This is a genomic window from Bacillus sp. AFS077874, assembly GCF_002566505.1.
GTDB lineage: Bacteria > Bacillota > Bacilli > Bacillales > Bacillaceae_G > Gottfriedia.
In genome coordinates this window covers 1-13979 of record NZ_NUYF01000021.1, presented here as the reverse complement: position 1 = coordinate 13979, position 13979 = coordinate 1, and the positions used below count along the sequence as shown (strand labels likewise).

Below are 13979 nucleotides of genomic sequence, written 5' to 3'. Positions count from 1 at the left end.
CAATTGTTTTTACAATTTAAGTTGCGCTTTCTTCTTCAAGTTCAGGTTTTTTTATCGGTTCCCGTGTTAATTCAATTGATTTTATATAATGTCCGTCTAACCTAAGCACTTTAAATGTACAGTTATGATATTTAATCGAATCTCCTTCTTGCACATCAAAATTTTCAGTTAAAATCCACCCACCAATTGTATCAACATCTGTATCATCAATGTCTAAGCTAAAAACATCATTAATTTCACCAATTAAAACTTTACCTGCAATGATGAATTTATTATCGCTTACTTTACTTATATCCTCTTTCTCATCAACGTCAAACTCATCTCGAATTTCCCCAACAATTTCTTCTAAAATATCTTCAACTGTTACTAAGCCAGAAGTACCTCCGTACTCATCAACTAATATCGACATATGTATATGTTCTCTTTGCATTTTAACAAGTAAATCATGAACTGATATTGATTCAATAACTTGAATGATTGGTCTAATATATTGTTCAAGTGTTTTTACCTCTGCTTCCCCTTTATGAAGAACAAAATCAGTAAAAACATCTTTAAAATTTATTAAACCAACGACATGGTCCTTATCTCCATCTACAACAGGAAAACGCGTATATTTTTCTGTACTCATAAAGTGAATATTCTCATGAAAAGCTTCACGTAAATCAATTGCAACCATTTCCGTTCGAGGAACCATAATTTCTTTTGCTACTCGCATATTGAAATCAAATATATTGTTCACATACTTAAATTCAGATTGATTAATTTCACCACTTTTATAGCTTTCAGAAAGTAGAATTCTTAATTCCTCCTCTGAATGAGCAACTTCATGTTCTGAAGCAGGAGGAAGTCCAAATATTTTTAAGACCATCCTTGCTGAATTATTAAACAACCAAATGAACGGATAGGTAATCTTGTAAAAAAGAATCAAAGCTGGAGAAAACGTTAATGTAATCTGTTCAGCCTTTTGAATAGCGATTGTTTTAGGAGCTAATTCACCAACTACAACATGAATAAATGTAATAATTCCAAAGGCTAGTAAAAAAGAGATTGTGCCACTTACTGCAGTAGGTAAATGCAAATCGTCAAGTAATGGATGCAATAATTCATCGACAGCCGGTTCACCTAACCAACCTAAACCTAAACTTGTAACGGTAATACCAAGTTGACAAGCTGAAAGATATTCATCGAGATGCGTTATTACTCGTTTTACAGCTCTCGCTTTTTTATTTCCCTCGCCAATTAACTGATCAATTCTAGAACTTCTAATTTTTACGATTGCAAATTCTGATGCAACAAAAAAGGCAGTAAATGCAATTAATACAACAACTAATAATAACTTAGTACCAATTCCAAACAATTGAGTCATCCCTCCAATTGGAAGTGAAGGCTATCTTCATAATTAATATTTTTTAATTAGGCTTATCTTAGTATATTCAGTTAAATAATTTGTTATCAAAATTTTTTTTTAGGCATTCTTAAATCAGGATCGAAATGATTTTAGAAAGGTTTTGGATTTCCTGTTTTAACACTCAATATGACTTCTCCTTATTACCATTCTTTACCTTATTTCTATTTTCCTTCTCCAATCAGGTGTCTTGCATTATATGCTATTTATCTACTTTATATTCTAAAATTAGTAGAATATTTTGCTAAAAACACCGTAATTAACCGAGTTTCGATAAAAATCAATACAAAAGTAATTAAGTTTACATTTTCAGCCATTTTAAATGTTTAGATCCTATTTATTCTAAGTATTTTAAGAACTTTTGCCGAGTCAACACTAGTTTTGTCAACCTCAAAGGAATGTGCAATTTAATAAAGAATTTTTAATATATAAATTATTTGGAGGAGGAATAGCGTATGTATACAACTTCTCAAGTGGCAGAACAACTGCAATTAACAAATAAAAAAGTATTGTTTTTTTTAAAAAAAGGAAATTTAAAAGTAGAGAAAACTCATAATGGATATTTATTTACTGAGGAACAAATCGAACAAATTAAAGAAATTTATGAAGCTTCGATGCAAACGATTGAACCAAAACAAAATGAAACTGATCAGAATGACATTATTAAAGAATTAACTCAAAAATTAATAAAACTTGAAGAAAAAGTTGAAACAAAAGCAAATGAAGTCGTTTCAGTACAAATTTTGGAACATCGATGTGAAATTGAAGATTTAAAGAAAGTAGTTGTTCAACTTGAAAATCAAGTTGAACAATTAAATGAACAAGTGGCCTTATTAAAAGCGGATTTAGAGGATCAGAAAAAGATTATTACATTTAAACCGAAAAAACGATTCGCAATTTTATCGATATTCGGATAAAACAAAGCCTTACGAGGTAATGAAGCATGCAATGTTTGGTGTGCATTTAAAAACGTAGAAGAATTTTCATCTACGTTTTCAGAGTGTTGAAATATAAAATCGTCAATAGGGAAAACGGACTTTAAGTGAACATTTTATAATGATAAAATAAGCATTTTTTGATCTTTAAATGGTTTTAAATGTTAATATGTTTGAGCAGTTTCATTATTTCAATAACACTAGAAATGATTTTTTTTTAGAAGTTAAAAATATTATGAGCTTTTTTTGAAAACAAATTCGATTGTTTAATTTAATATATGTTCAATATTAATTGATCTACAATCTGATTAATATACCACAGTTAGATTACTCTAAGTAAAGGCTATTTGATTAGGGGTTATCGCAGACATTTTTTGATGAATAAGTTGATTGGAATGGAGGGATGCTCGACTCCTATGGGATTAGCGGGAAGGCTGAGACCCCACAGGCTTGCCGAGGAGGCGAAAGAATCTCGCCCCATGGAAAGCGAGCATCCTGCAATGGAAATCAACATCACTCTACTCCTTTTACGAAAATTTGGGAATTTAATTGACAATGTTGTTTTTCAACAGCATGAAAACGTAGAAGAATTTTCTTCTACGTTTTTTTTACATACTAAAATGAATGTTGGTCAAAAATAAATTTTATGAAAGGAGGAATTTCCATGCAAAAAAATGCGCGACAATATACTCAGGATGCTACTACTGAACTTAAACACGCAATTGAATGTCTTCAATCTGCATTAGAAACCGTTGAAAAACCACAAAACCACGAAAGAATTGAGCAAGCGCTTCAAGCTTGTCAAACAGCTTATAATCAAACGAACCAGGCAGCAGGTATTCTTGAACAAGAATAGTATGGAAATTGAAAAACTCAGGTTAATCCCTGAGTTTTTCGTACTTACTTATCATAATACATTAATATTTCTTTAAATTCATCTGAGTATTTTAATAACTTAATAGCATGCTTAATATCCAACAAAAATGGTACAGCAATAATATCATCACTAATTTCAAAATATTCATCAATCGGTAAAATTTTAAACCCTGCACTTCTAGCAAACATATATAGTCTTTTATTTATTGTACCAATATACCAATCAGCGTTCGTCTGATTGGCATGATCATAACACGCAAGTAAAATTTGCTTAAAAAATCCTTTACCTCTATTTTCCCTTGTAATTAATAATTTACCAATTTCATAGATTTCTTCATTTTGAATATATTTAATATATTTGTTTTCGGAAAAATTATAATAATATTTATTTTGATCCTCATTTTCAATATTAAATTTACTAAATTCGAGGGTACCAATTAACTTTTTATCCGGATTACAAATTCCATAACGAGTAACTTCATTACTTCTTACTAAGAAAGGTATTTCGTTTTCTTCACAAAAATCTCCCCAAAGCTCGTTAAATAAATTATTCTCTTCTTTTGTATGAATAACACGAAACACTCTCACTCACCCCTATAATTCCTATATAAATATTCTTATCTTACGTCTATAAACCAACGTTTATACCAAATTTTAATATTGTCTCTTTAATTCTATTTAGTTATTTTGTTAAAAAAATATTTTATTGGCCTGTTTATATATGGCTCTATTGTATGGTAAAATTTAGCTTTTGGCAACGCTTACATATCTAATTATGTATAATTTGTGAAATCAAAATTATCTCATAATTAGTTTTCTAGTATAGATTAATACGATATTGTAAGTTTTCAACCGAAGTATTATTTCGTAATTTATCATATAAACAATGTATTAAAATGTCAAAAAACATCTTCGAATAAAAAAATTATGCCCTATGCCATCTATTGGTAAAGGGCACATTAATTTTGTTTTATTGGCTTTCTAAATTCAGTTACTATTACAATCGAACCGCAAAGTATTTTTGGGATTATTTAAGTTCTTCAAGTGTTCTGTTTATTATTTCTACTAACTCTCTTTCACCTACTAGTTCATAAAAATCCTCGCCCTTTTTCTTAGGATAAAACTGAATATAAGTGCCACAACCCGCTTCAAGAACTTTACGATGAACATTACTACCCGGATATAAACAAATCACTTCGTTGATCGGTTTACGCACATAGGTCATTTTTCCATTAACACGTTCAACATACTTTAGTCCCCAGTATTTATACATTTGTTCCATTGCCTTTGTATTCCCTACTGGTTGATAAATATTAAACATTGGACTATATTTAATTTCAAAAATGATCGAAGCAACGTATTCTTTATTATTTTTCCGATAAAAATCTAGTCTTATATCCGGTTTTTTCGACTCTTCACCACTAAAAAAGTTTGTTCCTTTTAACAGTGATACTTGCGGACTTCCCTCGATAATTTCGTTATAAACTAAATTAATGATCCAACTTTTATTTTCAAGAGACACAAATGCTCCATCCATTAACTCATCGTCTTTTATATGCATTAAAATCTGTTCAGCTAATGGTTCAGAATCATTTTTAAATTTTAACTTTAAGAAAATATCGCATAATGAGAAAAAGACAAAGTATTCATATAGTAAAAAAGTTGGCTTATATACAGGTAAAAGCATTTGTTTTTTCCCGTATTCCTTTACTTTTTTATCAAACAAGCTTAAGGAATGAATAAAATTTAAAAATACTTTCGATGGACTAGTTGGATATTTTGAAGTATCAGTACCCGTCGCTATACGAAAGATTCCAATTGTATATTCTCTAAAATAGACTTCATAAAGTTTCTCCAAAGAATTTGTAATTCGTTCTTTTTCTGAAACACTTTTCGTTAATTTTTCTAATTCTAGCTCTTTTAACATTTTTGACTGTCTATATTTAGCTTTTTCTCGATCAGTAATTGAGCCGTTTCCAACTACATTTTGCATCATTTTTTCTATATCCTTCACTTGAAAATCGATTTGATCCATTTTATTTTTGTCTTTTACTAATTCATATTTTACAAAGGTTAGTAATGTTTCAATTGTAAGTAGAAATTTACGAACTTTATTTTTAGCATATTTTATCTCATCGATATAATTTTCTTCTTGAACAACTGGTTGCATTGTTAAATTAGTTGCATTTGAAATGGCTGGATGCAATAAAGTCCATCTAATTGTATTAAAATCTAATTTTTTTACCTGCCTTTTTAATTCATATTCCTTTTTTTGTTTCCGCTTCAATTTACTTATAAACTGCTGGATTGCAACTAGTAGTCTTTCTTCATTTGACTCGATAAATCGAATAATCGGCCAAAAATACATTGTTCCATTTTGAGTAAATGAAGCTGAAGATTTTTTAAAGTATTGCGAGTCATTCATTATTCCATTTATTTGTTGATTTAATGTTGAATGCATCCACTCTAATTGATCATAATCTAAATTTTTTGGTACTATTTTTATCATTCCATAAAATTGTTGTTCTTGATAAATAATACAAAATTCATAATATCCGCATCTCCAAGGATAAGCATTCTCGGTTTTACCATGTTCGTATATTAATATTTTTCTTTTTTCTGAAGTAAAAATAAACTGCTGATCATCCAGGTTTTCTTGTTGAAAATGATAAAGGTTATTCCAAACGAACGTAATTTTACCGTCAAATTCACCATCGACTTGAAATAAAAATCTTTTTAATTCTTGTATTTCATAGGCAAATAAGTAAGCCTCTTTTGGGTTCATTGTAAGTGCATCAAGAGATATTTTTTCCTCTTTCCCCCTAGTTCCGACAAGAATTGCAATCGTAAATGGGAGATAAAGTGGCTCAAAAATTTCTGGACTATTATTAGTTGACATATCCATCAATCTCCAGCTGCTTTCTTTTCTTTTTCAATTCTTTAATAGAATACTCAAAGTCAGAAATTGATCTACCTAAATTAGATTTCATAACCATATTTAGTAGCCCTTCCTGCTCGTTCCCTTCACCTGTACCAATTAATTCTTCTAAATTAGCAAATAATCCCCTAACTTTCGTTAATACGCGTTGCTTAACAAAGAGATCGATCGCTTCTTTTCGTTCGAATTGAATATGGGAAGGAAGAGTAGGTATGTTTGCTAAATAATTTGATAAATCTTTAATCATACGTGGAGAGATGATTCGCTCACTTAGTGAATGTTCAACTATTTTATTAAACTCATCAAAAAACTTTAATTCATCACTTGTCAGCTCAGATGCACTTAAAGTTTTCTTTGTCCAATTACTATAGTTTTCTGCATTAATATATATTTGTGGTACAGTTTCATAAATATTTTCATTATTCATCTTTTCTGCATAATTTACGAATGAAGTTGATCTAAGTGAGATTATATTTACACGATCTAACAGTCTTAAAGAAAACTCACTTGAAGTTTCATCAAAGTTAACGGTTCCAACAAAAATTATATTATTACCGATTCTTACTTTAGGCTTATAATATTGATTAATAACTACGTTATGATCATGGAAAAGAGTAATCACTCTCTTATCCTGAGGCATTTCTAAAATTGATAGAAATTTACTAAACCAATGTTCAATTTGAGAAAGATTCATTTCATCAAAGATCACCATATACATCCTATGTGGAAATTGTTCAGCCTCAATCAGTAATTTCGTTAATCCAGTCTCAGAGTCTATATAAATCCCAGTAGTCGGATTTAAATAACCTAATAAATCATAATGTTCGCGATAAGATGGTGAAATTGGAACAAATAATAACTCCTTACCAAATTCAAGCCCCAAAGTTTCGCCATAAATACGTGCTAATTGAGATTTCCCAGTGCCACTTACACCACCTAAAATAGTTAGAGCCTGAAATTTACAACATATATGAAAATTAATAATATCTTTTTTTTCGTATAACAAGCCTTGCTGCAAACAATTTTGGTAAAATCGTTCAATAAAAGCATTTTCAGTATCATTACTCCATTCAATTGGAAAAGCTTGTTTCTCAGTAAATTCTTGCGTATAAATTAGTTCTTTGCATTCTTTTTTAAAGTTTTTACACAACTCTTCCCACTGTTTTTCGGGAATAAAATAAATTAAATGATTTAAATGAATAAAGGACTTTTTAAGTTCATCTTCATCATAATCTTGAAATGTAACTTCATTTTGTTTTTCTAAATAACTAATATCATTCATCATCGATTTTAAAAATAAATTGCCATATAATCTATTTTCATAAAAGACAAATTCAGGTTGATCAAAGTCATTAAAATATTTTGGCAGATGAATTGGCAAAGAACCTTTTATAAGTCGGTTTTCGACCTCTTCACGCTTTCCCTCTCCCCTAAGTTCAATGACAGGCAGTAGATGGTAAGATGTATCCCGTTTTCCATCAAAAAACTCAACTAAATCTGCTGTGACTACTTCATTTGCGTATTCAAGACGAAACATGACTAATTTAGAATCAAAAATCTTTTTTAATCCTTCAATTATGTCATCTTTTTTCTTACTTTTAATTAGTGGTTTTATTTTACTTTCATTATTTTTATTTGCAGTTGTCCCCACAAACAAAACATCTTGAGTTGAAAAACTAGCTTTAAGCTTTGATGGAATTGGAGATAAGCACTCTACATAAAAACGAATATGATCTTCATCTTCATAGAAAAGTAAGCTCTGCTTCTCTTGGTCCACTACTCTTTCTGTAACAATTTTTCCAAGGAATAAAAAGTTGTGAATTTTTTTGGCTAATTTCTGGGTCAATGCGCGTTTTAATTTCAAAGTCATTTCCCCCACTTTCCGACATTTCTCCTACATTTTACGTTCATAGTATAGAAATTATGAATAATACGGCCTTTTTACAAATAAAAACACCCAGGTAAACCTGAGTGTTAAACTACCCGCCAGACGCTCGTTTTCTTCGTTACTTCGCCTATCTGAGTGCCCATTTTTCGTCTAAGGTAATTCCGCTCCTCACCAGGCTTCGCGCTGCGAGAGACTGGCGCATGCAATTAGTTTGATATGCAAGCATTTAGTACTTTATCTACAAGCTGACTGCCAGGTAAAATTGAGTGTTTCTTATTGCCGATATTCTTTTAAAGTTTTGTATTTCGGTTATAGCATTAATTGATAATATACAATATCCAGCCATTGATTAAATTTCTGGCCTACTTTATAAAAATGACCTACCTTTTTATATCCTAACTTCTCATGTAATCTTTCGCTCACTTCATTTCCGCTAGTAATACAAGAAATAATTGTAAAGTGACCTAATTTTTTGGCAATTTCAATCATCTCAGTCATTAATGCCTTCGCTAGTCCTTTTCGACGATGATCTGGATGAATATAGACAGATAGTTCAACCGTATGTTTATATGCATCTTTTTCCTTAAACTGTGTAAGTGAACAATATCCAGTTACTTGACCATTTTCTTTCGAAACAATTACAGGGTAAAGCTCGTTATGGTTGGCAAACCATTTTTGCATTTCTTCTTCTGTTTTTATTTTCATATCAAATGTTGCTGTCGTGTTTAGAATTGCATCATTATATATTGTTACAATTTCTAGTACCTCTTCTTTTGTTGCAAACAGTATTTCCATTCTTCTTCCTCTTCTCACGTTTTATCTTTCCATCCATTGTACATGACAAAAATTGATTTTCAATATTCGCATAAAAAAACATTATATCTAAACATGCACAGTGTTTAGGCTCCATACATATACTGCGTTAGTCGGAATGATAGGAGGTATGAATATGAGTGAAAAAGAAAAAAACAACGCTCAAGATGAAAAACAAAGTCATTCATCTATTGATCTTCAACATTATTTAAAAAAGGTGGATGATCTAATAGATCAGTCGCCTATTAGAGGTCTTTTTGATGAGATTGATAAATTCTTTCATAAACATGGAGTTTTTTCCTCAATCGGTGTAGAGATTATTGAAAACGGTGAGGAATTAATCATTCAGGCAAGTATGCCAGGTGTAAGTAAAGAACAAATTTATATGGACCTTGAAGGAACAATCCTAACAATTGGCTTAAAAACTGATACGACAACTGAAGTACAAAACGATCAATCAAATTACTCCTATAAAAAATATTCTTATAGCCAATCTCAAAGAGTCGTAAAATTACCTTACCCAATTAATGCAACAACAGCTACTGCAACATACGAAAACGGTATGCTTGTCATAAAAGGTACAAAATCACCTGAATACCAAAAACAAATCTTTTTAGACTAAAAATTCACACTGCAGACAACACAATTAACTAAATTCAAATAAAAAACTGAGTATCTTTTAGAAACTCAGTTTTTTATTAAATAAATAGAAAAATCTTTTTCCTTAAAGAGCAAGCTTTATTTCCCTGTCAAAGTTTCAATATCAGATAAAATCTCATTAAATGGTACATTACTTACACCACTATAATCTTTAACGATTTTTCCGTTTTGATCAATTAAATAAAATTTAGTACCATGGATAACTTGTGAATTGTTTTCAGGTTTTTTAACAATCGTTTTAAAGTTTTCAGATGCAAATTTTTCAATGTGTTTTTGAGAATATCCCGTTAAGAAATTCCAATTACTAAAATCAGCATTAAATTTATTTGCGAATGTCGTTAATAATTGTGGCGTATCAACTTCAGGATCAATACTAAATGAGATGAAGTTAACATTCAATTTCTTCTCTGCAGCCTTTTGTTGAAGTTTTGCCATATTTGCTGTCATTGGCGGACAAACTGTTTCACAACTTGTAAATATAAAATCTGTTAGCCATACTTTTCCTTTTAAATCTTTTGTCCCAAAAGTTTTACCGTCCTGGTTAGTGTATGTAAATTTTTCTAAATCCCAATTTAAAGGATTATTAATTTTATTTCCACAGCCACTTAATAATGCCAGACATAAAATCATTATAAATGTCACAAATACCGTATTTCTCTTCATACTTATCCCCCTACGCAAGCATTGTACTTGTCCATTGTATCAAAAACAGATCGTTTCTTTCTAATAATTTAAACTAATTAACATATATATTTAAAATTTTTCAAATGATATTTTTACAAAGTAAAGTTAAACTAAACATATTGATAAAGAATCTTGAAAGGATGACTGATAATGGCAAATAAAAAATATGAAAATTTAGACACAAGTTATCGTAAAACTTTTAAAGATTTTATCAAATGTGGAATCGAAAGAAGTAAGACAAAAAAGGATTATAGTAGTGTAATTCAACAATGTAGTCATAAAAAAATCTCCTTTTTAAAGGAAAATCGTGATAAAACAACAATTACTTGGATTGGACACTCTACTTTTTTAATTCAAATAAAAGGAGTCAATATATTAACTGACCCTGTTTATGCTAATCAAATGGCTTTAAAAAAACGATTGTCAGAACCAGGAATACTTATATCAGAATTACCTCCAATTGACATAATTTGTATTTCACATGGTCACTATGATCATCTGGATTTTAATACATTGCGACATTTCCCTAAAAAAACAAGATTCATTTTACCGATTGGCTTAAAACAAAAATTTGTTAGTAAAGGCTATAAAAATGTCCATGAAATGAAATGGTGGGAGTCAAAAGACTTTTTAGGGATCAATATTTCATTTGTACCTTCTCAGCACTGGACGAAAAGAACTTTATTTGACAGAAATAAATCACATTGGGGTGGATTTGTATTCAAAACGTCCAATGACTGTATATATCACGTTGGTGACAGTGCTTATTTTTCAGGATTCAAAGAAATCGGTAAAAGATTTAAAATTGATACAGCAATTATTCCAATCGGAGCATATGAACCTGAATGGTTTATGAAACACAACCATATGTCACCTGAAGAAGCTGTTCAAGCGTTTTTAGATTTAAACGCAAAGTTATTTATTCCAATGCATTACGGAACATTTAAACTTGCAGATGATACTCCTTTAGAAGCTCTAGAGCGATTATGTTCTGAATGGAAAAGGAAAAAAATAAAACCCGAAAAGCTTAAAATTTCTTTACTTGGTGAAACAATTCGTCCCTCAATCGTAGGAAATAAAAAAGAAGAAGCCATTACCTATTAAGCTTCTTCTTTCTTATGTTAAAAAATGAAATGTTGAATAGTAAATCTATTCAGCATAAAAAACGAACCCAATTGCACCTTTTCCTGTATGTGTACTAATTACTGGAGTTGTATAATCAGTTTCATCTAATTCAAGGTTCGTTAGCTGTTGTATTGATTTTCTAAGATTCTCTGCAAGCTCAGTAGCATCTGCGTGTGCAATTCCTACACCTTTTATCGTTTTTCCAAGTGTGTCTTGTTCAAAATATTTAGTTAATGTTTTTACTACTTGCTGGTGGCTACGCACTTTACCAACTGGAGAATAAACTCCACCTTCAAGTGATGCAATCGGTTTAATATTTAGTAAAGACCCAATGAAGGCTTTACCCTTTCCAATTCTTCCACCTTTAACTAAGTTTTCAAGCGTATCTACCATGATATATAAATACGTACTATTTTTAATTTCCGTAAGTCGGTTAACTATGTCTTCAACTGTGGATCCCTCTTCAGCCATTTGTGCTGCCTCAATGACTTGAAAAGCCATCGCTCTTGTAATAAAAGCTGAATCGATTACTGTTACATCACCTTCAACCATCCCTGCAGCTGCACATGCGGTTGAATAAGTACCACTTAAACCGCTAGATAAGTGAATTGAAATGACTTTACTTCCATCGGCTGTCAATTTTTCAAATGTTTCTACAAATGTTCCTACAGCTGGTTGTGATGTCTTTGGCAATTCAACTGATTGTTGCATTTCATCAATAAATTGCTTTGGAGATATATTAACCCCATCTAAATATGTTCCACCATTTATTTGAATTGTTAAAGGAATGACTGTTATATTTAAATTTTCAATTTCTTCTTTTAATAAGTCGGCCGTTGAGTCAGTTACAATCTTAATGTTTGCCAATCATTTCACATCTTTCTTCTCTAAAATTCTACAAAATTTGCAAAGCAAATTCATTATATCATTTTTACTATAAGTTAACAGTAAATATTAAAGTTCCATTAAAATTTCAATAATTGTTTGAAAATCATATTGACATGACGGGAATTTTCAGTTATAAGAGGGACAAGTTGAGGCTTTTGAATTCAAAAAAAAAACCCGGTACTTTTACCGAGTCTTTTACTAATTTATTTGTTGTTCTTTTCGTCTTTGTCTTCTAAAAGATCATTTGTTAATCCTTGTGTAGAACGCTTAAATTCTCTAAGTGTATCACCAAATGCTCTTCCGATTTCAGGTAATTTTTTTGGTCCAAATATAATTAATGCTAAAATTAAAATTAAAATTAAACCTGGAAAGCCTATGTTAGCCATTATTTTCCCCCAACTTCCATCCACTATTAATAAGTAAGTACCAAACTTTCCTTATATAGTAATATTGTCAAAAATTTGTTCATTCGTCAAATAATTTCAAGGAATTTTAATAAATTTTAATAACTTATTTAGTTTTAGTTTACATAATAATGTTATCAGTTCGATTTCTTATTATTAAATTAATTTTTCTTTAAACTGTAAATACTCTTCTTTATTACTAGGTACTACTAAAGCACCACTTTGAATTTTATCTTTGTATTCATTAACCTTTACTAAAATTGGGTCCTCAACATTATTATCCGCTAGTATTAATTTTATACCATCTTCATTTAAACCATAAATTAATGTTTTACCACCATGAAATTCATTCGATTTTGCTTGTTTAGCTAAATCATATACTGCCTGATCAATTTTTTTCACAAGTGAAATAAGAGTTACGTTTTCAGGCAAACCGTGTTTATACTCATTACGGTCAGCCCCTATTACCCATACTTCCCTTTGATTTGATCTCCTAATCTTTTTTGCAGTAGTAAATACGCCTTTACTTGTTAAACCTGCTACAGGAAAAATTATATCAACGTCTTTCATAAAAAAGTCATTTGCTATTCTTGAACCTATTTTAGAGTCATTAAAGGTATTTGAATAGGCTGTTAGAACTTCAATTTCTTTATTTACTGATTTTACTCCAGAAATAAATCCATACTTATATCTGTTAATAATTTCATTGTCATCTCCACCGATAAATCCAATTTTTTTTGTTTTTGTTTTCATTGCTGCTATTACACCTGCTAAAAAACTTCCGTCTTGTTCAGTAAAATTAATACTAATAACATTTGGTTGATCAACTCTTGAATCAATCACACCAAATTTAGTACTTTTATTGTTTTCTGCAACTTTATTCAATACAGAAGATAAATTATTACCTATTCCAATAATCAAATCATAATTTTCATCAGCCAGTTTAGTAATTTTCTTTTCAAAACCTTTAGTACTACTTGTTGTAATGTATTTATAATTCTTATCTTTTTTTAAATTTTCCTCTTTTGCAAATTTAGTAATACCTTTCATAGCAATTGAGTTTACATAACTATTATTTTTACCGTTTGAATTTGAGACAATTCCAATTTTGAAAATATTACTAGACTCTTGATTATTACTGCAAGCCGAAATGACGACTGCTATTATCGAAATTAAGATTAATGCAGTCTTTTTTATATACAAATCATTCACCTCATTCGAATACAATTATTTCTAGTATGAATTTTCGATTATTGTTTTATTCGTTGAAAAGAAGAGGGATTAGGAAATTGAGGGTATTTGGATCTAAAATTTATAAAGCAGGAAGTACATATACCTCCTGCTTTCACGTTGCAAAAAAAAA

At 30.1% G+C, this 13979-nt stretch carries 14 protein-coding genes; 5 read left to right on the top strand and 9 right to left on the bottom strand.

The genetic code is table 11. The features are described 5' to 3' along the window. Positions 1–16: 16 nt before the first annotated feature. Positions 17–1366, bottom strand: coding sequence for a hemolysin family protein (locus tag COJ46_RS18250; RefSeq protein ID WP_097977266.1), 1350 nt, complete (start codon positions 1364–1366; stop codon positions 17–19). A gap of 494 nt (positions 1367–1860) precedes the next feature. Between COJ46_RS18250 and COJ46_RS18245 the strand changes: the two genes are divergently transcribed. The 3 genes from COJ46_RS18245 (at position 1861) to COJ46_RS18235 (ending at position 3196) form a co-directional block, all read left to right on the top strand. Next, a complete protein-coding gene (locus COJ46_RS18245) occupies positions 1861–2322 on the top strand; it encodes a MerR family transcriptional regulator (RefSeq protein WP_097977264.1) in 462 nt (153 codons plus the stop codon). Between the two features lie 434 nt (positions 2323–2756). Then, entirely contained in the window at positions 2757–2981 is a 225-nt protein-coding gene (locus COJ46_RS18240; RefSeq protein WP_098566172.1) for a hypothetical protein, read from the top strand. 23 nt (positions 2982–3004) lie between these two features. After that, positions 3005–3196: a hypothetical protein gene (locus COJ46_RS18235; RefSeq protein ID WP_056466342.1), complete on the top strand. Its 192-nt coding sequence runs from the start codon at positions 3005–3007 to the stop codon at positions 3194–3196. Positions 3197–3240: 44 nt separating this feature from the next. Here the strand turns inward: COJ46_RS18235 and COJ46_RS18230 are convergent, their stop codons facing one another. The 4 genes from COJ46_RS18230 to COJ46_RS18215 form a co-directional block, all read right to left on the bottom strand. Beyond that, the gene (locus COJ46_RS18230; protein WP_097977262.1) at positions 3241–3798 is read right to left on the bottom strand and encodes a hypothetical protein; all 558 of its coding nucleotides are present in this window, start codon (positions 3796–3798) and stop codon (positions 3241–3243) included. 445 nt (positions 3799–4243) lie between these two features. After that, complete coding sequence (locus COJ46_RS18225; RefSeq protein ID WP_097977261.1) at positions 4244–6115, bottom strand: hypothetical protein; 1872 nt, start codon at positions 6113–6115, stop codon at positions 4244–4246. Then, complete coding sequence (locus COJ46_RS18220; protein ID WP_097977259.1) at positions 6105–8018, bottom strand: hypothetical protein; 1914 nt, start codon at positions 8016–8018, stop codon at positions 6105–6107. Before COJ46_RS18220 ends, COJ46_RS18225 begins: the two co-directional genes overlap by 11 nt. 333 nt (positions 8019–8351) lie before the next feature. Further along, a complete protein-coding gene (locus tag COJ46_RS18215) occupies positions 8352–8837 on the bottom strand; it encodes a GNAT family N-acetyltransferase (protein ID WP_097977257.1) in 486 nt (161 codons plus the stop codon). 154 nt (positions 8838–8991) lie between these two features. Between COJ46_RS18215 and COJ46_RS18210 the strand changes: the two genes are divergently transcribed. Continuing rightward, on the top strand, positions 8992–9477 hold the full coding sequence (locus COJ46_RS18210) for an Hsp20/alpha crystallin family protein (protein WP_176522583.1): 486 nt from the start codon (positions 8992–8994) through the stop codon (positions 9475–9477). Between the two features lie 116 nt (positions 9478–9593). On the opposite strand, the gene COJ46_RS18205 is transcribed toward COJ46_RS18210, so the two are convergent. Beyond that, positions 9594–10178 carry an SCO family protein gene (locus COJ46_RS18205; RefSeq protein WP_097977253.1) on the bottom strand — a complete coding sequence of 195 codons (585 nt, stop codon included), beginning with the start codon at positions 10176–10178 and terminating at the stop codon, positions 9594–9596. Between the two features lie 171 nt (positions 10179–10349). Between COJ46_RS18205 and COJ46_RS18200 the strand changes: the two genes are divergently transcribed. Next, complete coding sequence (locus tag COJ46_RS18200; RefSeq protein ID WP_097979333.1) at positions 10350–11303, top strand: MBL fold metallo-hydrolase; 954 nt, start codon at positions 10350–10352, stop codon at positions 11301–11303. A 45-nt stretch (positions 11304–11348) separates the two neighbouring features. On the opposite strand, the gene COJ46_RS18195 is transcribed toward COJ46_RS18200, so the two are convergent. From COJ46_RS18195 to COJ46_RS18185, 3 genes are all read right to left on the bottom strand, one after another. Further along, positions 11349–12191, bottom strand: a complete 843-nt coding sequence (locus tag COJ46_RS18195; RefSeq protein WP_097979334.1) for a DegV family protein — start codon at positions 12189–12191, stop codon at positions 11349–11351. Between the two features lie 224 nt (positions 12192–12415). Beyond that, positions 12416–12601 carry a twin-arginine translocase TatA/TatE family subunit gene (locus COJ46_RS18190; protein ID WP_088072957.1) on the bottom strand — a complete coding sequence of 62 codons (186 nt, stop codon included), beginning with the start codon at positions 12599–12601 and terminating at the stop codon, positions 12416–12418. A gap of 171 nt (positions 12602–12772) precedes the next feature. Next, positions 12773–13819 carry a BMP family lipoprotein gene (locus tag COJ46_RS18185; RefSeq protein ID WP_098566170.1) on the bottom strand — a complete coding sequence of 349 codons (1047 nt, stop codon included), beginning with the start codon at positions 13817–13819 and terminating at the stop codon, positions 12773–12775. Positions 13820–13979: the final 160 nt, after the last annotated feature.

Excerpts from the sequence above, each read along its gene's own strand:
- COJ46_RS18210 (WP_176522583.1), top strand. The coding sequence starts at position 8,992 with ATGAGTGAAAAAGAAAAAAACAACGCTCAAGATGAAAAACAAAGTCAT.
- COJ46_RS18215 (WP_097977257.1), bottom strand. The coding sequence starts at position 8,837 with ATGGAAATACTGTTTGCAACAAAAGAAGAGGTACTAGAAATTGTAACA.
- COJ46_RS18245 (WP_097977264.1), top strand. The coding sequence starts at position 1,861 with ATGTATACAACTTCTCAAGTGGCAGAACAACTGCAATTAACAAATAAA.
- COJ46_RS18235 (WP_056466342.1), top strand. The coding sequence starts at position 3,005 with ATGCAAAAAAATGCGCGACAATATACTCAGGATGCTACTACTGAACTT.
- COJ46_RS18200 (WP_097979333.1), top strand. The coding sequence starts at position 10,350 with ATGGCAAATAAAAAATATGAAAATTTAGACACAAGTTATCGTAAAACT.
- COJ46_RS18205 (WP_097977253.1), bottom strand. The coding sequence starts at position 10,178 with ATGAAGAGAAATACGGTATTTGTGACATTTATAATGATTTTATGTCTG.
- COJ46_RS18225 (WP_097977261.1), bottom strand. The coding sequence starts at position 6,115 with ATGTCAACTAATAATAGTCCAGAAATTTTTGAGCCACTTTATCTCCCA.
- COJ46_RS18240 (WP_098566172.1), top strand. The coding sequence starts at position 2,757 with ATGGGATTAGCGGGAAGGCTGAGACCCCACAGGCTTGCCGAGGAGGCG.
- COJ46_RS18250 (WP_097977266.1), bottom strand. The coding sequence starts at position 1,366 with ATGACTCAATTGTTTGGAATTGGTACTAAGTTATTATTAGTTGTTGTA.